Below are 20,894 nucleotides of genomic sequence, written 5' to 3'. Positions count from 1 at the left end.
AGTCTGGGACGGCATCTTCCGACCTCCGGCCCATCCACATCGCCTCACGCCGCCTCGGTCTCGCTGACATTCTCTTCCTCGATCTCCAGCGTGCTGCCGAGACCCGCCAGGAACGAGCTGTATTCCACCAGTTCCATGCGACCGTCGAGATGCTCGATGATCGCGGTGAGACTTTCGACCCAATCGCCCGAATTCAAATAGTGGATCTCCCCGACTTCCTTGTCCTCGGGAGTATGGATGTGGCCGCAGATGATGCCATCGCACTTCTTGTGACGCGCGAGTTCCTGAAGCTGGTGTTCGTAGCGATCCACGAAGCTGACGGCGCTCTTCACCTTCGCTTTGATCTTCTTGCTGAGGGAGAAGTACTCCTTCCCGCGCCAGGCACGCCAACGGTTGTAGAGGCGGTTGAGGTTGAGCAAGACATCATAGCCGACCGACCCCAGCACGGCGAGCCACTTGTGATTGGTGGAAACGCTGTCGAAGCCATCACCATGCACCACGAGGTAGCGCTTGCCATTGAGCGCGGTGTGGATGTGCTCCTTCATCACCTTGAGGCGACCGAAAGCCAGCGGCAGGAAACGCTCGAGGATGTCATCGTGGTTGCCCCGCAGGTAGATCACCTCGGTCTTGTCCTTCTCCATCATCTTGAGCACCTTGCGGATGAAGCGGCTGTGCCGCCCGCGCCAGCGGCCGCCGCGGCGGAGCGCCCAGCCATCGATGATGTCACCGTTGAGCACCAGTTTCTCGCAACGCAGATGCTTCAGGAAATGGGTCACTTCCGCCGCCTTGCTGTCCGGCGTGCCGAGGTGGATATCGGAGAGGAACACCGTGCGGCAGCCCAGCTTCGGCCGCTTCTTCGGGGTCAGATGAGGACGCAGGATGTCCTTCGATTGGCCAGCCAGTGACGAAAGCCGCTCCTCAAAGGACACGATCACCTGATCCCAGCCAAGCGCCTCGGCGGTCTGCCGCGCGGAGCAACGGAGCGACTGGTGGCGGACCACATCGAGCGCATCCAGAGCCACCCGCGCGAACTCATCCGCATCCCCCTTCGTTGCCTTCAGACCATTTTCACCATGCCGGACGTGACGAGCCGGCGCGGCATAGTCGTAGCTCACCGTCACCAGACCGCTGGCGAGCCCCTCGAGCACCACATTGCCAAACGTCTCCGTCTCACTGGGAAACAGCAACACATCCGCCGAGGCATAATGGACCGCCAGATCCTCCCCGGTCTTCACGCCGGCGAAATGCACCTGCGGATGCGCCTCCTGAAGCCGGGCTCGGATCGGGCCATCCCCCACCACCACACAACGGGTGCCCGGAAGGTGTGCCTCCATGCGGCGGAAAACATCCATCGCCAGATCCAGATTTTTCTCCGGAGCCACCCGGCCGACGATCAGCACGACCGGAGCATCGTTCTCCGCACCCCACTCCCTGCGGAGGTCGAAGGAACGCTTTTCCGGGTGAAACAGGGCGGTATCCACCCCGCGTCCGAGCAAATGCACCTCCGGGAATCCTTCGGCACGCAGCGCCTCCACCACCTCCGGCGAGGGAGCCAGCGTGCAATCGGCGCGGCTGTGGAAGCGCTTCAGATAGAACTTTGCCGCCGGTTGGAGTCCGCCGAGGCGGTATTGCTCCATGTATTCGTGGAAATTGGTGTGGAAACCGGTGATCACCGGAATCCCGAGCGTCTTCGCCGCTTTCACCGCGGAATCACCCAGCGGGCTCTCCGTAGCCACGTAGATCGCGTCCGGACGCTTCTTGATCCACCGCTTCCGCAGCTTGAACGGCCCTGGCAGGCCAACCCGGACCTCCTTGTAGCCCGGCAGGGCGACAGAGGCGGCGATGGTTTCGCCGGGCCTCCCATCCCCCGTGCGGATCACATGCACCCGGTGGCCACGCCGCCGGAGTCCATCGGTGAGCCTTCCCAGCGTCATCGAAACGCCATTCACGTCCGGTGGGAAGGTATCCGTGACAAAGTCGATTCTCATGCGGAGACGACGGACAGAACTCGTTCCGTCGGGTGACAGGAAACCAGACCTGCCGTCACATTCTCAGCACCTTTCCAGTGTCGTTTCCGTCACATGATGATCGGAGCCGGAATCGTGAGACTCCGGCCGGAAAAGATTTGCCACTAATCCTCGCACGTCCAACTGGCCTCCGATGAGCCAAGGGCCGGAAGTCGGGAAGAGAAAGAAAGGATCGCAGGCCCTCTTCCCTTATCAACCGCGTCTGCTGTCCCCCATGCCCTTCAAAGGCGACTACACCTGCACCCGACTTCGCGAATCTCCCCAGCCCGGAGTCTTACGACTCCGGCTACCTGGGAACCACCATTCGCTCTTGGCGGGCCGGATTCCGGCTCCTAACCTCCCCGCATGTCGTCCAGCTTCGGCCAACTTTTCCGCCTTCACACCTTCGGCGAGTCGCACGGCGGCGGCGTCGGGGTTATCATCGACGGCTGCCCGCCGCGCATTCCCCTCTCCGAAGCCGATATCCAGCGCGAACTCGACCGCCGCCGCCCCGGCCAAAGCGAGATCGTCACCCCCCGAAAGGAAGCAGACACCGCGGAAATCCTCTCCGGTACCCATGATGGCGTCACCCTCGGCACCCCCATCGCCATCGTCGTCCGCAATACCGACCAACGCCCTTCTTCCTACGACGAAATGGCGGTGAAATACCGCCCGTCCCACGCCGACTACACCTACGACGCCAAATACGGCATCCGGGCCCCCTCCGGTGGTGGCCGGGCCTCGGCCCGCGAAACCATCGGCCGCGTAGCTGCCGCCGCCGTGGCCACCCAAGTGCTGAAGGCCCTCCATCCCGGCATCGAGGTGCTGGCCTGGGTCAAGTCGATCCACGATCTGAACGCCACTGTTGATCCGGAAACCGTTTCGTTTGAAACGATCGAAGGAAACATCGTGCGCACGGGCGATCCGGCCATGGTCGAGCCGATGATCGAGCGGATCAAGGAAGTGCGCGCCGATGGCAATTCCGTCGGCGGCGTGGTGGAATGTGTGATCCGTGGCTGCCCGCCGGGTCTCGGCGAGCCGGTCTTCGACAAGCTGGAGGCCGAGCTCGCGAAGGCCATGCTTTCCCTGCCCGCCACCAAGGGCTTCGAGATCGGCTCCGGCTTTGCGGGCACCCTGCTCACCGGTCGCGAGCACAACGACCCCTTCCGCATGATCGATGGCAAGATCCGCACCACCAGCAACCGCTCCGGTGGCATTCAAGGCGGCATTTCCAATGGCGAGAACATCGTCTTCCGCGTGGCCTTCAAGCCCACCGCCACGATCATGACCTCCCAGGACACCGTGACCTCGTCCGGTGAGAATACCGAACTGAAGGGTCGCGGCCGCCACGATGCCTGCGTGCTGCCGCGCGCCGTGCCGATGGTGGAGGCCATGGCGACGCTGGTGCTCATGGATCATCTGCTCCGCCAGCGCGCCCAGAATGGCTTCCCTCCCGTGGAAGAAAAGAGCCACGAGGACGACTTCGATCCAAACGAAACCTCCGCTCCGGCCGATCTCGGCTGAACGAACTGGTCTTCCGACCACCCGCCCGCCATGGATTTCCAGAACTTCATCGACTCCATCCGCAACAGCGGCGTGCCCCAGCTCAGCCTGGGAACAGCGGCGCTGGTGATCTTCATCATCTGCGCGGTGATGGCGGCGGCCCGTGGCATCTTCCGCATCCTGCTCGGCTCGCTCACGTTGGCGGCGGCTGTTTACGTCGGCCTGTGGGCGTGGCGCGAATCGCCTACAATCGCCATCCGCTACACCGGCAAGCCGATTCCCTGGCTGGACATTGCGTGGCCGGTCGCCGCCGGACTCATCACCTTCATCGTCCTGCGGCTGATCACCAACTTCATCGCCAAGCCCTTCAGTGGAGGCGAGGGCTCGAAGCCCTCCTTCCTCGGTCGTCTGCTCGCGATCCCGCTGTCACTGGTTCCCGCCTCGCTGATCTGCGCCGCTGGCATCATGCTGGTGAACCACGTGGGCAATCTCGGCGAACTTCGCTCCTTCGCCGACCGTGGCAATGCCACCAAGCGCCCGGAGTGGGCGAAAATCTCCGAAGACCTCAAGAAGACGATCACCGCGAACATTCCCGCCGACTGGATGGCGAAGCTCGACGAGCTCACCCAGGACCGTCCGCGCCTCACGCTCGCGAAGCTGATCACCGCCAAGGCCGGGAACGAAGTGCCGCCCAAGGCCATCCCGGTGGTGGAAGGTCCGGTGTTGAAGGCGATCGCTGTGGACGAAAAGCGCCTCGAAACACTCGCGAAGGACAAACACTACGGCGCGCTCCTCAACCACCCTGCCGTGAACAGGGCACTGAACGATCCCAAGGTCCGCCAGGCGCTCAAGGAGGTCGATCTTTGATTCCTCACGGCACGATCCCCATTCACGATTTCCGACTCCTTTTCCCAGATGCCCTACCTCGTCACCATCGGCCTTGAAGTCCACTGCCAGATCAAGACGCAGACCAAGATGTTCTGCGCCTGCCGCACCTCGTTCGCGGAAGACCCGAACACCAACACCTGCCCGGTCTGCCTCGGCCTGCCGGGCGCGCTGCCGGTGCTGAACCGCGAGGCGATCGAGAAAACCCTGCTCACGGGCCTGTTGCTCGGCTGCGGTTCCCCGGAAATCTCGAAGTGGGACCGGAAGAACTACTTCTATCCGGACATGCCCAAGAACTACCAGACGACGCAGATGGAACAGCCCCTCTGCATTGGTGGCGGCGTACCCCTCTACGATCACTGCTATCCCACCGACGCGCGGAAGAACATCAAGAACCCCGGCAAGGTGGTGCGCCTCAACCGCATCCACCTCGAGGAGGACGTGGCGAAGTCCACCCACCTCGGCACCACCTCCGTGATCGACTTCAACCGCGCTGGCACGCCGCTGATGGAGATCGTCAGCGAGGCTGATCTCGAATCCGGCGAGGAAGTCTGCTCCTACCTCCGCTCGCTACAAATGATCCTCGTCCAGGGCGGCGTCTCCGATGCCGACATGGAGAAGGGGCAGATGCGCTGCGACGTGAACATCTCACTGCGTGAGAAAGAAAGCGATCCGCTCGGCACCAAGATCGAGCTGAAGAACCTCAATTCCGTTTCCGCCATCCGCCGCGCCATCCAGTTCGAGGTCGAGCGCCAGAGCGAGGAACTCGACATGGGCATCCCGCAGATCCAGTCGACCCGCCGCTGGGATGATGATCGCGGCGAAACCACCGTCCTCCGTACCAAGGAGAACGCGGATGATTACCGCTACTTCCCCTGCCCCGATCTGCTGCCGGTGCGCACCGCGCCGCTGTTGGAAAAAGTCCGTCCACTGGTGCCGGAACTGCCACATCAAAAGGCCGCGCGATTCGAAAGCGAGTATGGCGTGACCGCCTACGATGCCTCCGTGCTTTCCTCGGACAAGGATCTCTCGGTGTTCTTCGAGACCGTCAGCGGTCATGGTGCCGGTGCCATCGCGGGCAAAAAGGTCGCGAACTTCATCATCAACAACCTGCTCGGCCTGCTCAACGAGCGCGGCATCGCCATCGCCGATTGCCCGGTGCCTTCCGCGAAGATCCACGACCTGCTCGCGCTGGTGGAGGACGGCACGCTGGCTTCCAGCCAAGCCAAGGAAGTCTTCACCGTGCTCTTCGACGGCCCGGACAAAGAACCCGCCGCCATCGCCCGGGAACTCGGCTTCGAGCCCACCGACGCGGGTGAGCTCGACACGCTCTGCGATCAAGTCATCGCCGCGAACCCGGAGAAGGTCGCCGAAATCAAGGGAGGCAATGACAAGCTGCTCAACTGGCTCACCGGCCAGGTGATGAAAGCCTCTTCCACCAAGCCGAACCCGAAGCAGGTCACCGACCTGCTGAAAGCGAAGCTGGGTTGAACAGCCTGCCATCCATCCCCTTCCAATAAAAAAGCCCCCGTTCTCGCGAACGGGGGCTTTTTTGATCTACTACGGCTGGAGTATCATTGGCCGTTGCGCTGCTTCTGGCGTTCTTCCTGCTGCTTGCGGAGCTGCTCCTGCATTTGCTGGGCGCGTTCCTGGGCGGCCTGGCGGGCCTGCTCCTGCTGCTGGCGCATTTGCTCCTGCTGCTGGCGGGCGCGTTCCTGGGCAGCCTGGCGCTGCTCTTCCATCTGGCGCTGGCGTTCCTGCTGCTGTTGGCGCATCTGCTCCTGTTGCTGCTGCGCGCGCTCCTGGGCGGCCTGGCGGGCTTGTTCCTGCTGTTGCTGGGCGCGCTCCTGTTGCTGCTGACGCATCTGCTCCTGCTGCTGTTGGCGGGCCTGTTCCTGTTGCTGCTGCGCGCGCTCCTGCTGGGCCTGTTTCAGCTTCTCCTGCTGCTGCTGGCGCTGTTCCTCCATCTGGCGCTGGCGGTCTTCCTGCTGCTGCTTCAGGCGCTCCTGCTGTTGCTGCATCTGCTGCTGGCGGTCGTTCTGCTCCTGCTGCTGTTGGCGCTGCTGTTGCTGCTCCTTCATTCGGTCGGCGGCATCCTGACGGCGCTTTTCAGCCTCCGCCTTCGCCTGCTCCTGTTGCTGGCGGAGTTCCTCCTGGCGCTTGGCAAGATCGGCCTGGCGCTGCTCCTGCTGCTGCTTGAGGCGCTCCTGCATGTTGCCAGCCTGATCGTTGCCACCATCATTGCGGCCCTGCTGCTGGTTCTTCAGACGGTCGGCGGCTTCCTGGCGGCGCTTCTCAGCGTCGTCCTTGGCCTGCTCCTGCTTCTGGCGCAGTTCTTCCTGACGTTTGGCAAGATCCGCCTGACGTTGCTCCTGCTGCTGCTTGAGGCGCTCCTGCATGTTGCCGGCCTGATCCTTACCGTCATCCTTGCCCTGCTGGCGCTGCTGCTGTTGATCTTTCAAGCGGTCCGCCATTTCCTGACGGCGCTTCTCGGCATCGTCCTTGGCCTGCTCCTGCTTGTCGCGCAGATCCTGCTGGCGTTTCGCCATGTCATCCTGCCGCTGTTGCTGCTGATCCTTGAGGCGGTCGGCGGCTTCCTGACGGCGCTTGTCCATGTCCTCCTTGGCCTGGCCCTGCTTGTCGCGCAGATCCTGCTGGCGCTTCTGCAAATCCTCCTTCGCCTGTTGCTGGCGCTCCTGGATTTCCTTCTGGCGCTCTTGGAAAACGACCTTGGTCTTTTCCTGGGCTTCCTTGCGGTTCTGTTCGAGGATGGCGAGACGCTCTTTCTGCAACGCCTGCTGGCCACCGAGTTTCTCGATCGCTTCCTGGGCCTTGCGCTGGCGTTCTTCACGCGCCTCGCGGAATTTCTCGGCGACGTCCTGCTTGAGAGCCACCGGACGATCCACCTGCAAATCATTCCACTTGTCCTTCACGCGGTTCGGACGCAGGCCGTCGTTCCAATTCGCATTGACCGTAGGGGCGAAAATATTGAGGCGGTTGCCGTTCACCTGGGAATTGAAATTGCCGCGGCGGGAGGGATCGTAGCGGTCGAGGTTCAGTTCGTAAAACGGCATCGGACGACCGAGACGGCGGTTGATGTCACGATAGCTCGGACCACCGATGTTGAACTGGTTGTTGACGAAAGTGATGTTGGTGCAGTTGCGGCTGCGGCTCCACCACTGCTGGTTCTGGCTGTAGGGATAGCAGCGCGAGCGCAACGGACCACCGAAGTCCCGCATCGCGCAGAAGGTGAACCAACCCACGCCGATGCTCAGGTCCACCTCCACGGAGGTGCCCCAGCCACGGCGGCGGTAACCCATGCTCTCCGGAGGAAGCGGAGCCCAACCCATGCAGTCATCACCGGAGCGCCAGCAGACCCACGACGGAGCCCATTCGTCACCGGGAACCCACACCCAGCCGCGGCCACGGCACAGCGCCCAGCGACCATAGTGGTAGGTTGCCCAGCCGAAGGGCTCGTCCGACATCCACGTCCAACCGCGGTTGCTGCATGCCCAGCGGCCACGGGTATAGGGACGCCATGAGCTGTCCTGTACCACCACGGTGGGCTGATAAACGTAGCCGTAGTCCGGTGTTTCGAACCACGAGCCATCGCCATTCGAGCCGAGCTGGTCGTAGAAAACATTGTAGTCCGAAACCGGCGCTTCGTTCGGAAGATCCGGCGTCGGATCGAGTTCCGGAATCGGCTCGCGGCCTGCGAGGTCCATCTCACGATCGCTCAACAATTGCTCGCGGCTGCCGAGATCCGCCTCGCGGGAATCCAAATCGGATTGCTTCTTGGCCAGATCGTCCTCGCGCTGTTTCAGGCGCTGGGCTTCGGCGGATTGCGCGTCGAGATTGCGGCGCTCCAAATCAGCCTTGGCATCCTCGATGCGCTGTCGCTCGGCATCGAGCGCCGCCCGTTCGGAATCCAGCTTCTGCATCTCGAGCTGGTTGCGAAGGTCTGCCTCGCGGTCCCGGGCTTCCTGGAGCTGGCGGTCCGTATCGGCACGACCTTGGTCGCCGCCTTTGGAAGACTTGTCGCAACCGGTCACGGTCAGGACGGCGAGCGTGGCAAGGGAAAGAAAACGTTTCGGTTTCATGGGGTTTCTGGCGATGTGCCTTCTTTGACGAATGACACGGGTAGGCGTATTCATCAAACTTTTCACGTTGCAATCCGTCACGGAAATGCCGCCCCGATTTCGGGGTCCAAACGCAGGAATTCGGTTGCCAGCGGTCCGGTCGGCGGTAGCATCCCTGCAACTGCTGTGTGCGTCCGCTCAGGCAAGCGTGCCCGAACCGATGCTATAAACACGGGGACATTCCTCCGGTAAATCCGGTCATGCCTTTACAGGACGACCAACATCATCCGGACGTCCCCACCTAGTGGGCTCCTGGAACGTGGCTCACCTCGCCTGGACGGCACAGCGGTTATTTTTCTTTTTCATGAACAGCGGATCGGCTCTGCCTCCGCAAACGAAAACGGGGTTGGCGGATGCCAACCCCGTTTTGCGTGAAAGCTATGGGTGTCGGAACGACTCCGGTCAGAACGAGTAAAGCACGCCAAGAGAAAGCACGAAGGCGGAGTCGAACGACAATTCCGCATTCGAACCACCGGCATTCAGTTCGAAGGACTTCATATACTGGTAACGTCCGGAGCCCTGCAGCGCCCAGCGTTCGCTGAGCTGGTAAACACCGCTGAGACCGACGTAGATGCCCGGCAAAACGTCCGTCTCAGAGGCACTGCCAGCGCTCTGCTGGGTGCCAAGGGCACCGGCGGAAGTGGATGAGAAGAAGTCGTAGGAGCCGGAAGCAACCGCGAGGCTCACACCGGCCTCCAGCAGGACATTGAAGCGATCCGTCACCGGAATTTCGAAATAAGGTCCGAAGTTCGCGATGAACAGATCGGTGTCCAGATCGCGGGTGCCGGAAACGAGGGCCGTGCCGCCATTGGTGATGGTGCGGACGGGGTTGTCATCCAGCACCGTGCCCGGGCCATTGAACGAACCCGAATACGGAGCACCGGGAGGAATCTGACCACCGAGGCCGAAGGAATCCGTCACGGTGGTGAGGCCGGACGTCAGCAGATCATGATTGCTCATGTTCACGCGGGCGTACTGCAGGCCGCCGCGCAGACCCCAGGTGGTCTTGCGGCCGCCGAGACTGGCCCACTCCACGGCACCGAGATCACGGTAGCCCATAAGCTCGAATCCCTGTCCCCCGCCCTTTTCCTCCGCGCTGGCGTTGGATTGGCTGTTGCTGATCGAGAGATTGATCGAGCCATTGCCCGCCGGGTTGTACTGGCTGTTATTGTCGTAACCCCAGTTCCAGGTGCCGCCGCTGTTCGGTCCGGAGGAGTCGACGTGGACGAAGCCGTCGTCATAGTCCCGGTTCTGACCGCCACCGAGAGGCTGCGGGGTGAAAGGGCTGTTGAACCGGCCGAGTCCGGAGAACGTCGTTTTCAGTCCGATGAATGGAGCGTAGCTGGCTCCGAAGCGCCATGGCGACGGTTCGGAAGCCTGGACGATGTTCGATGCAGCCTTGGAATCGTCCGGGGCGGGATCACGGAGATCCCCGCCTTGGGCCACGGAGGCAGTCCCAAGGGCGGCGAGGAACATCAGGGAGAAACGGGAATTCATGATGGGGCGGGAGGTCGGTTTTCGACGATCAGGAAGGACAAGGACCGTCTCCGCTTACGGAGCGGGGATTTCGTTCACGATGTAGAAGCGGCTGGTGACGGACGGATCGGCCGGCGAGATGTTCGTGAACGGCGCACCGCTGTCGATCCACTGGGTCTTGCTGCCACCGGCCTGGAGCGGCACCGGGCAGTCGTTCCAGTGAACCATGTCCGAACTGTAGCGGACGCGGTACCAGTGACCCACCACGGACGGGAATTCGATCAGCACCGTGCCATCCAGCAGCTTCTTCGCAGTAGCCTGGACGCCCGCACCATTCGTGTCGGAGGTCTGGGAGGTCGGCAGCTTCTCGACCGTGAGGATCGGGCTGAACTGGACCGGGAAGGTGCGGGTGCTGGTGTAGAAGACGAGCTTCACATTCACCACGCCATCGATCGCCACCGGATACGGATAGTCCACATAGGGGGACGGCGTGAGGCTGGTCGCATTCCACAAGCGCAGGCTCGGGAAGGCCGCCAGATAGGCGCTGTAGTCCACATGCAGGCGGAAGCCATTGATCGCATGCGGCGTGGTATTCGTCACCTTCACATTCAGTTCGAACAAACCGGTCTGGCGGTTGAGCGTGCCCGTGGTGGCAAGCTGGAGGACGGTCGGGTCGACCGTGCCCACCTCCACCGTTTCGGTGGCACTGTTGTTGCCCAGGTTCGGATCGAGATCGCTGCCTCCGCTGGCGGTCGCCGTGGCAGAGATGGTGCTGCCATTCGAAGTGCCGCTCGCCACCGTCGTCACCACCGTGAGGATGGCGGACGAGCCGTGGGTGATCGCACCGCCGGAGAAGGTCACCGTGCCGGTGCTGTCAACCGCAGGAGAAGAAATCGACCAACCGGCACCGGTGGCGGACGTGAACGTGGTCGAGGAAGCCAGTGGCAGGCTGACACTCACACCCGTGGCATCGCTCGGACCGTTGTTGGCCACGGTGATGGTGTAAGTGAGATTGTCATTGGCCAGCACCGGATCCGGAGCCCCAACGAGCGTCACTGCCAGGTCAGCGCGGGTGACGACCGTGGAATCGAGGCTCGCGCTGCTGTTCAGCGGGAAGATGTCCAACGTGGAGGACGCCGCCGCGATGCCATTATGGAGCGCGGTGCCGGAAGCGACATTCGCATTGATGTGGGCGACGACCGTGAAGTCCGCCGTGGCACCGTTCGCGAGCAGCGGACGGGTGAAGGTTACCGTGCCATTCGATCCCACCGCCGGGGAGGAACCAGCAAGGGTCCAGCCGGAAGGCGTGACCGCGGACACGAAGGTCGTTCCCACCGGCAGCACGCTGGTCACCACGGCGCTGTCCGCATCAAGCGGGCCGTTGTTGGTCGCGGTGAAGGTGTAGGTAATGTCAGAACCCGCAACCGCCGGGGTGGAAGCGCTACCGCTGATGGCCAGATCGGCACCGCTCTTCACCAGCGGACTCGGGGAGGCGCTGTTGTTGCCGGGAGTCGGATCGGTCGTCACAGCGCTCACCGTGATGGTGTTGTCCAAGTGCGAGTTGTTCGGCGCGGTGGCGTTCACCTTCAGCACGACCACGAATTGCGCGGTGGCGGAGGCTGCGACCGAGGTAGCGGTGTAGGTCACCGTGCCGGTGGCATCCCCCACATTGTTCGTGGAGGTCTTCGTCCAGCCCGCCGGAGTCGAGGCGGACACGAAGGTCACATTCGCCGGGAACGGGAAGGTGACGAGGGCATTGGCCGCATCGCTTGGACCGTTGTTGATCACATCAATCGTGTAGGTCGCGTTCTGGGTGGCATTCACCGGGTCCGGCGTGGCCGTGGCGGTGAGGGCCAGATCCGCGGAACGGGTAACGGTGGTGGTCGCGGTGGCGCTGTTGTTGCCGGAATTCGGATCGGTGGAGGCCGAAGTGATGGTCGCGGTGTTGGAGATCACCGTGCCGGAGGCGACACTGGGTGCCACCTTCACGACGATGGTGAACAAACCGGAACCACCACTGGCGATGCTCGCCGAAGTGAAGGTCACGGTGCCCGCGCTGCCCACCACCGGAGTCGTGGCCGACCATCCGCCCGGAGAAGTGGAGGACACGAAGGTCGTTCCAGCCGGAAGCGTATCGCTCACCGTTACGGTGGCGGCGTCGCTCGGACCGGCGTTCGCATAGCTGATCGTGTAGGTGAGGTTCTGTCCTGCGGTCACCGGATCCGGAGCATCCGTCACCGTCACCGCGAGGTCGGCGTTGGCCGTCACCGTGGTGGTGGTGGTCGCGGAATTGTTGCCGGTATTGAGCTCGGTGGTGCTGGTCGTGATGCTCGCGGTGTCGCTGATCACGGTGCCACTCAACACGGAGGCCGCCACCTTGACGACAAGCGTGAAGCTCGCGGTTTCCGCCGGGGCTACGCTGGACTTGGTCACGGTCACCGTACCGGTACCATTGATAGCCGGAGTCGAAGGCGTCCATCCGCCCGGAGCGGTGAAGGACACGAAGGTCGTTCCGGCAGGCAAGGTGTCTGACAGCGAGACGGACGCCGCCGCGCTTGGACCGTTGTTCACGACGTTGATCGTGTAGGTGATGTTGTTGCCCGCAAACACCGGATCGGGGGAGTCCGTGACGGTCACGGCCAGATCGGAACGAGGATCAACGTTGATGTTGCCACTGGTGCCGGTGATCGAACTGGTGACCGTATCGGTCGCCGTGATGGTCTGATTACCGCCGGTCTTCAGGGTGGCGCTGAAGGTGCCAACACCATTGGTCAACGTGCTGTTGGCCGGAAGCGTGGCCGGAGCATCGCTACTGGTGAAGTGAACCGTGCCCGCGTAGCCGGTGGCCGTGTTGTTGAATTGGTCGAGCGCCGTCACCGTCACGTTGAAGGCCGTGCCAGCCGTGGCATTCGCCGGAGCGGACACCGTGTAGTGGGTCGCCGCCGCCGGAGTGATCGTGAAGTTGTTGCTCGTCGCACCAGTCAGGGCACCCGAGGTGGCACCGAGATTGTAGGTGGTGCCGACCTTGTCCACGCTCAGGTTGTTGAACGTGGCCACGCCCGCGACCGCCGCCTTGGTCAGCGTGCCGGAAAGCGTGGCACCACCCGCGTTGCCGAGAGCCACCGTCACGTTCGAGGTGCTGGAGGTCGGGTTGCCGAAGGTATCCTGGATCTGCACCGTCACCGCCGGAGCGATCGAGACACCCGCCACCGTGGTCGATGGCTGCTGGACGAAGACCAGCTTCGCATCCGCGCCCGCCGTTACAGTGATGCCAGCGGACGTGCCGGTGATGGAGCCGGTGACCGTGTCGGTCGCCGTGATCGTGCGGCTACCCGCGGTCTTCAGCGTGGCGCTGAAGGTGCCCACACCGCTGGTCAGTGTGCTGTTCGCGGGGAGAACCGCCTGGGCATCGCTGCTGGTGAAGTGAACCGTGCCCGCGTAGCCGGTGGCCGTGTTGTTGAACTGGTCAAGAGCCGTCACCGTCACGTTGAAGGCCGTGCCTGCCGTCGCGCTGCCCGGAGCGGACACCGCATAGTGGGTCGCTGCCGCCGGGTTGACTGTGATCGAAGCGGAGGTGCCGGTGATGGAACCGGTGACCGTGTCGGTCGCCGTGATTGTGCGGCTGCCCGCGGTTCTCAGCGTGGCGCTGAAGGTGCCCACACCGCTGGTCAACGTGGTATCCGCCGGAAGCGTGGCTGCTGCATCGCTGCTGGTGAAGTGAACCGTGCCCGCATAGCCGGTGGCGGTATTGTTGAACTGGTCGAGAGCCGTCACCGTGACGTTGAAGGCCGTGCCTGCCGTGGCGCTGCCCGGAGCGGAGACCGTGTAGTGGGTGGCAGCCGCCGGAGTGATCGTGAAGTTGTTGCTGGTCGCACCGGTCAGGGCACCCGAGGTGGCACCCAAATTGTAGGTGGTCCCGACCTTGTCGACGCTCAGGTTGTTGAACGTGGCCACACCCGCCACCGCCGCCTTGGTCAGCGTGCCGGAAAGCGTGGCACCGCCCGCGTTGCCGAGGGCCACCGTGACGTTCGCCGTGCTGGCGGTCGGGTTGCCGAAGGTGTCCTGGATCTGCACCGTCACCACCGGGGTGATCGAAACACCCGCTACCGTGGTGGAGGGCTGCTGGACGAAGGCGAGCTTCGCATCCGCTCCCGCCGTCACGGTGATACCTGAGGAAGTGCCAGTGATCGAACCGGTGACCGTGTCGGTCGCCGTGATCGTGCGGCTGCCCGCGGTTCTCAGCGTGGCGCTGAAGGTGCCCACACCGCTAGTCAGCGTGCCGTCCGCCGGAAGCGTGGCCGCTGCGTCGCTGCTGGTGAAGTGAACCGTGCCCGCATAGCCGGTGGCGGTGTTGTTGAAGGCATCGAGCGCCGTCACCGTCACGTTGAAGGCCGTGCCAGCGGTCGCGCTGCCCGGAGCGGACACCGTGTAGTGGGTGGCAGCCGCCGGAGTGATCGTGAAGTTGTTGCTGGTCGCACCGGTCAGGGCACCCGAGGTGGCACCCAGATTGTAGGTGGTGCCGACCTTGTCGACGCTCAGGTTGTTGAACGTGGCCACACCTGCCACCGCGGCCTTGGTCAGCGTGCCGGAGAGCGTGGCGCTGCCCGCGTTGCCAAGAGCCACCGTCACGTTCGAGGTGCTGGCGGTCGGGTTGCCGAAGGTATCCTGGATCTGCACCGTCACTGCCGGAGTGATCGAAACACCCGCTACCGTGGTGGACGGCTGCTGGACGAAGACGAGCTTCGCATCCGCACCCGCGCCGACCGTGATCGAGTTGCTGGTGCCGGTGATGGAACCGGTGACCGTGTCGGTCGCCGTGATCGTGCGGCTGCCCGCGGTCTTCAGCGTGGCGCTGAAGGTGCCCACACCGCTGGTCAGCGTGCCGTCCGCCGGAAGCGTGGCCGCTGCGTCGCTGCTGGTGAAGTGAACCGTGCCCGCATAGCCGGTGGCGGTGTTGTTGAAGGCATCGAGCGCCGTCACCGTGACGTTGAAGGCCGTGCCGGCCGTGGCGCTGCCCGGAGCGGAGACCGCGTAGTGGGTCGCTGCCGCCGGGGTGATCGTGAAGTTGTTGCTGGTCGCACCGGTCAGGGCACCCGAGGTCGCACCGAGATTGTAAGTGGTGCCGACCTTGTCGACGGTCAGGTTGTTGAAGGTCGCAACGCCACCGACAGCCGCATTGGTCAACGTGCCGCCAAGCGTGGCCACTCCGGCATTGCCGAGGGCGACGGTCACATTCGGGGTGCCGGTAGTGTTGTTACCATAGGCGTCCTGAACCTGAACGGTCACCGCCGGGCTGATAGCGACACCGGCCACCGTGGTGGACGGCTGCACGACGAAGACCAGCTTCGCATCCGCACCGGCGCCCACCGTGATGTTGCCGCTGGTGCCGGCAGCGGAGGTGGTGACGGTGTCATTCACCGAAACCGTCTGCGTGCCAGCGGTCTTCAGCGTGACGCTGAAGGTGTGAGAGCCATTGTCACCGGCGGTGAAGGTGTAGTTGGCAGGCAGACCCGCCTGGACGTCCGTGCTGGTGAAGTGGACCGTGCCCTGGTAGTTCGGGACGGGCGCATTGGAAGCATCCAATGCGGTCACCGTGACATTCACGGCGGTGCCTGCGGTGGCATTGGCCGGAGCGGACACCGTGAAGTGATCGACCGGCGGCTTGACCAGCAATGTGAAGCTCTGGCTGGCAGCCGGGCTCACGCCGTTGTTCGCCGTGATGGTCAGCGGATAAGTGCCCGCGGTGAGGCTGCCCGGCGTGCCGGACAGGGTCGCCGTGCCGTCGTGGTTGTCCACGAAGGTCACGCCGGACGGCAGCGAACCGGTTTCACCGATCACCATCGTCGCGCCGCTCGGGAAACCGGTGGTGGTCACCGTGAAGGAACCCGCGATCGTGGCGGTGAATGCCGTGTTGTCCGCGGAGGTGATCGCGGGAGCCTGGTTGACCGTGAGCGTGAAGGACTGGCTGGCCTGCGTGCCGACACCATTGTTCGCGGTGATGGTCAGGGGATAGGTGCCGCCCGTGGCAGCGGCGGGAGTGCCGGACAAGGTCGCGGTGCCATTGCCATTGTCCACGAAGGTCACGCCGGACGGCAGCGTCCCGGTTCCACCAATCACCATCGTCGCACCGCTCGGGAAGCCGGTGGTGGTCACCGTGAAGGAACCCGCACTACCTACGGAGAACGCAGTAGCATTCGCCGAGGTGATGGCCGGAGCTTGGTTGACCGTCAGCGTGAAGCTCTGGTTGGCGGTGGAACCCACGCCGTTGCTGGCGGAAATGGTCAGAGAATAGGTGCCGCCAGTCCCCGCGTTCGGAGTGCCCGAGAGTGTCGCGGTGCCATTGCCATTGTCGGTCAGGGTCACGCCGCCCGGCAGGGTGCCGGTTTTGCTGATGGCGGCATTCGGGAAGCCGGTGGTAGTCACCGTGAAGCTGCCCGCCGAACCGACCGTGAAGGTGGTGGCATTCGCGGAAGTGATCGCCGGAGCCTGGTTGACCGTGAGCGTGAAGGACTGTGTTCCATTCGGAGTGATCCCGTTGTTCGCCGTAATGCTCAGCGGATAGCTGCCACCTGCGGACGCAGAGGGAGTGCCCGCCAGCGTGGCGGTGCCATTGCCATTATCGGTGAAGGTCACTCCGCTCGGCAGAGTGCCGGTGGAAGACAGGGTCACCGCAGTCGGATAGATATGGCCGGTCGTAACGGTGAAGGTGCCTGCGGACCCTGCCGTGAAAGTCGTGCTGTTCGCGCTGGTGATCACCGGAGCCTCGTTCACCGTGAGGGTGAAGGTCTGGGTCGCGTCCGGAGAAACCGCATTGGTAGCAGTCACCGAGAGCGTGTAAACGCCGCCTGAACCCGCCGCCGGGGTGCCGGACAGCGTGCCATTCGAGGCAAGGGTCACACCGGATGGAAGCGTGCTGAGAGTCGAAAACGTGATCGGACCCGGGATGCCCGTAGCTGTGAAGGAGAACGAGCCGGCCGTGCCAACCTTGAAGGTCGTGGCATTCGCGCTGGTGATCACCGGTGGAACACCGATCAAAGTAACCGTTGGTCCCGAACCGGGAGAACCGACTCCCGTGTCCTGCGTGCTGGCCGTCGCGAAATTGCTACCCGACACCGAACCCTGGCTGCTGATCGAGGAAGTCGAAATCCCTGCATCCACGGTGACGCTGTAGATGACCGCCACCTTCTTGCCTGCGGGCAGAGCACCGATGGAAACCGAAGAAGTGAGGAAGTGCGAGACACCGTCCTCGTGCGGCTTGGCACCGATCGCCTGACCCACGGCCGGCAGACGGCGCTCACCTTTGGTGAGGAAGCCATACATCAGATTGTCACGATCCGCCGCGGCATAGGAGTCTTCCAAGCCAAGGGCGTGCCCCATTTCATGCATCAGCGTGGTGAGCAGGTCGATGCGGCCCGCTGCGGCATGATCCGGAGCGGTGTAACGGCGGGTGCCGATCACTTCGGAAGAGAAGGCTTCGTCACTCATCGGGGACGGGTCGATGAACCAGCCATCGCCACCCGGATCGCGTCCGACGCGGATGAGATTGCCACCGGCTTCACCAAGACGGGCGCCCGGCAGATCCGAGGCCTCGAAAGCAAGTCCCTTCAGGATCACCTTCTGCTCGAGGGTCAATCCCGAAGCTTCCCAACGCTTGGTCGCGGCGGCAACCAGCGAGTCGAGCTGGGACTGCTCAAGCACTGTCCTCGTCCGCTGCGTGGCAGCGGCGGCGGAAACCGGAGCCCGAACCGTATTCACGATCACAGGCGCTGCGGTGTCCGCAGCGGCGACGACCGGGGAAACATCCGCTTCCACCGAGTGCTCCACGCCACCCTGGGCGAACAACAGCGGCGGCGTATTGATCGGACCGGCAATGAAGGAAACACCCGCGTTCGCAGCGGCGCTTCCAGTGTTGTTTGCAGCCAGATAAGCACTCGTGGTGGCTCCGCTGCCCACAAGTTCATGCTGCGAGCTATTGCCGGAAGCCTGGCTTTCCAATAGAGCGATGTATCCGCCCACCAGTTCTCCGGAGGGAACTCCCGCGGGCACCGTGTTGCCGCGGATATCCGAGCGGACCTTGAAGTGGGTCGAAGATCCGACCGCCGTTTCATGGGACTGGACGAAAATACCGGCCAGCGGGAAGCCGCTGGTATCGTTCGGATTGCAGTCGTTGTTGGTCAGGGTGACGTCGAGGTTGCCGCTGCCATTGCGGCCGATCACTTCGATACCGCGGCCGTTCGGGCACTGGCGCACCATGTTGCCGTTGAGCAGCACCTTCGAATTGGTGGCGCCGTTCATGTTGACGCGGATGCCGTTGCCGGTCGTCGAACCGGATCCCGCCGAACCGACGTTGCCGACGTAGTTTCCTTCCACGCGGGCATTGAGCGAGCCGGAGGTGGTCGCAGGGGCGGTGAAGAAGTTGATGGCGTGCGAGGCGCTTCCGGTCATTGGCGTACCGGCCGAACCGTTGTTCTGCACCTTCACCGTCAGGTTCGAATCCTGGCTGGTGTCGATGTCGATGTGATTGTTGCTGTTCGAGAAGGTGTTGCCGCTTCCGACAGCACCACCGACCACGAGGTTGCTGATGGTGCCGCTGCTCGTCCCCGCATTGGCGGTGGTGATATTCAGACCGGTGCCTTTGCTGCCGGAGAACGTGCTATTCGAGATGTTGCCGGTGGTCAGCGTGCCGCCGTGGATTTCCAATAGGAAAAGCGTATTGCCGTTGGTCGCGTTGTTGGTCGAGAAATCGCAATTCGTCACCGTCAGGTTCGAGATCGTCTCGGTGCTGCGGTTCGTGATCCGCACGTTGTTGACCTGTGAACCGGTGACATTGGTGAGGTTGAAGGTAACCGCGCCGGAAAGGTCGTAGAGCTGGACACCGTCGTGGGTATTGGTCGTGCCATTGGCGGTGATGCGGCAGCGGTCGAGCGTGAGGCCGTTCACCCCGCCTGTGGTGGAACTGCCACCGATGGTGCCGGCCTGGATGCCGAAGGTGCTGCTGGTCTTGATGTCCATGCAGGCCAGGCTCAGATTCTTGGTGCTGGTCAATGCGACCGCGGTACCGGTGGTCTTCTGGATCGTGCCGCCGCTGGCGAGGGCATTGCTCAACCCCGTGACGGTGAGACCACCGTTGGTGCCGGTGGCGTTCAGCACGATGCCGTTCGCAGGACCACTCCCCGCCGTGCCGGCATTGATGCTGCGGAAAGTGAGATTCGACGCTCCGATGTTGGTGTTCGCCACATTCAGAGCGGTGCCGGTCTGGGTTGTGATCTTGTTGACGATCGTCGAGTTGTTCTGGGTCGCGGACACCGTGCCGCCACCGGTGGCATTGAAGCCGACGCCGCTGGTGGTGGTCAGATCCAGACCGCCGGTGAACGCCACCGTGCCGTTGGAGTTGCCGGTGAGGTTGATCGCCGTGGCGGTTGAGGAACTCGCGGTGATGGCACCACCGAAGCTGACCGCTCCTGGAGAACCGCTGTTGCGGTTGATCACCGAAACCGCGGCGGCGGCGTTGTTCTGAGTGATCGTGCCGTTGTAGGTGGTCGTTTCAAGACCACCGGAAATCGAAAATGCGGCGCCGGACGCACCGGAGATCGCACCGCCGTTGATCGTCACGCTGCCACCGGTGAGACTCGTCAGCGACACGCCATTGGTGCCGCCACCAGAGGTCACACTCATGAAGACCAGCGTACCACCGCCACCGTTCAGCGAGATCGCCGCACCGGCGGAGTTGTTGATCGTGGTGTTGGAAACGGTCAGCGTTCCGTAAGAAGCTCCGGAGAGTGCCAGATTCGAAGTTCCGAGAATGACACCCTTGATGGTGTTCCCGGTGCCGAGAGTGACTACCGTGCCACCGGAATTGTTGATGGTCGGAGCGGTGCCCGCGGCAATGGTGATGCCATTGACAGTGATCCCGTCCCCTTCACCGATCAGGATCGCACCGTTCTTCAGCGTGATTCCGGAAGTGTAGGCAGTTCCGCTTTCATAAACGAAAACCTTCTGGTTGGCCTGGTGCGCGGTGCTTGCGGCGGCCACCGTCTGGAACGGAAGATCGTAGGTGCCGTTACCACCTCCCGCAGCCGCGCTGTTCACCCACCAGATCGGAGCCGTCACCGTCAACGTCACCGTGCCGGTGACCAAACTGTCGAGTCCCTGCGGATCGTGCGCCAGATACTTGAAAGAGGTCGTACCCGAGTAGCCGACATTCGGAGTGAAAGTGAACGAACCATCGGCATTCAGAACGACCGCCCCCTGGGTGCCCGTCACATCAAGACCCACCGCGGTAAGTCCCGCCTGCGTGCCATCCGGGTCGGAATCGTTCGCCAGCACACCCGCCGCGGCGTTCACCGCCAGCGGCGTGTTGCCTTCGAGCGTGTAGGCATCATCAAAGGCAATCGGAGTCACCTTCGGAGAAACGCTCAATGTGGTACCGGGGACATCCGGATCGGAAAAAGAAACGCCGTTTGCCGTCGCGTCGCCGCTGTTGGTGATCGTGTTGGTGTAGGTGATCGTTTCACCGGGCTTCTTCCGTGTCGTCTGGGGCACGCCATCGTCCTTGGTGGCGGAAACCACGGGAGCCGCGTGAAGCGTGCCAACCAAGCCCGGGACGGTAAGGGCTGCGATCGCGGATAGGACTGCAGCACGGGGAAGGCGAAGCATCGGGGTCATGGCGGGCGACGAGGGAATTCTTGGGGAGAAGGGATGTTAGAACCGTGGGACGGAGCCCACGTTCGCGGCGATGTTTAACTAAGCCGGACACAAGGAGCAATCTCTTTGGGGAAAAAATGTTTATACCTCCGCCATAACGACTCCAGTCCTCCCCCCCTGACCATTTCGTCACAGGACCCCGCACGATCGCGTGATTCCACCCTCTCCGCCGGTCGCAAAA

The 20,894-nt window shown here is 63.1% G+C and carries 6 protein-coding genes, 1 other RNA gene and 1 pseudogene; 4 read left to right on the top strand and 4 right to left on the bottom strand.

The features are described 5' to 3' along the window. Positions 1-44 precede the first annotated feature (44 nt). On the bottom strand, positions 45-1,988 hold the full coding sequence (locus KBB96_RS04405) for a glycosyltransferase (protein WP_211632744.1): 1,944 nt from the start codon (positions 1,986-1,988) through the stop codon (positions 45-47). A gap of 384 nt (positions 1,989-2,372) precedes the next feature. Between KBB96_RS04405 and aroC the strand changes: the two are divergent. From aroC to gatB, 3 genes and pseudogenes are all read left to right on the top strand, one after another. Further along, positions 2,373-3,446 (top strand): annotated as a pseudogene (aroC, locus tag KBB96_RS04400) (chorismate synthase); the annotation flags it as partial. Between the two features lie 114 nt (positions 3,447-3,560). Further along, positions 3,561-4,376 (top strand): CvpA family protein, encoded by an 816-nt coding sequence (locus KBB96_RS04395; RefSeq protein WP_211632740.1) that lies wholly within the window; start codon positions 3,561-3,563, stop codon positions 4,374-4,376. A gap of 48 nt (positions 4,377-4,424) precedes the next feature. Next, the gene (gene gatB, locus KBB96_RS04390) at positions 4,425-5,885 is read left to right on the top strand and encodes an Asp-tRNA(Asn)/Glu-tRNA(Gln) amidotransferase subunit GatB (protein WP_211632738.1); all 1,461 of its coding nucleotides are present in this window, start codon (positions 4,425-4,427) and stop codon (positions 5,883-5,885) included. Between the two features lie 83 nt (positions 5,886-5,968). Here gatB and KBB96_RS04385 read toward each other — a convergent pair whose 3' ends face one another. After that, positions 5,969-8,494 carry a DUF6600 domain-containing protein gene (locus KBB96_RS04385; RefSeq protein ID WP_211632735.1) on the bottom strand — a complete coding sequence of 842 codons (2,526 nt, stop codon included), beginning with the start codon at positions 8,492-8,494 and terminating at the stop codon, positions 5,969-5,971. 154 nt (positions 8,495-8,648) lie between these two features. Between KBB96_RS04385 and ssrS the strand changes: the two genes are divergently transcribed. Next, positions 8,649-8,829: non-coding RNA, 6S RNA (ssrS, locus tag KBB96_RS21300), on the top strand. Positions 8,830-8,935: 106 nt separating this feature from the next. Here the strand turns inward: ssrS and KBB96_RS04380 are convergent. Together KBB96_RS04380 and KBB96_RS04375 are read right to left on the bottom strand one after the other, a co-directional pair. Then, positions 8,936-10,030: a TonB-dependent receptor gene (locus KBB96_RS04380; RefSeq protein WP_211632732.1), complete on the bottom strand. Its 1,095-nt coding sequence runs from the start codon at positions 10,028-10,030 to the stop codon at positions 8,936-8,938. 54 nt (positions 10,031-10,084) lie between these two features. Further along, the gene (locus tag KBB96_RS04375) at positions 10,085-20,674 is read right to left on the bottom strand and encodes a putative Ig domain-containing protein (RefSeq protein WP_211632729.1); all 10,590 of its coding nucleotides are present in this window, start codon (positions 20,672-20,674) and stop codon (positions 10,085-10,087) included. Positions 20,675-20,894 lie beyond the last annotated feature (220 nt).

Source organism: Luteolibacter ambystomatis (assembly GCF_018137965.1).
GTDB classification, from domain to species: Bacteria; Verrucomicrobiota; Verrucomicrobiia; order Verrucomicrobiales; family Akkermansiaceae; genus Luteolibacter; species Luteolibacter ambystomatis.
The sequence above is the reverse complement of the archived record's forward strand: the minus strand, read 5'-3'. Positions and strand labels throughout refer to the sequence as shown.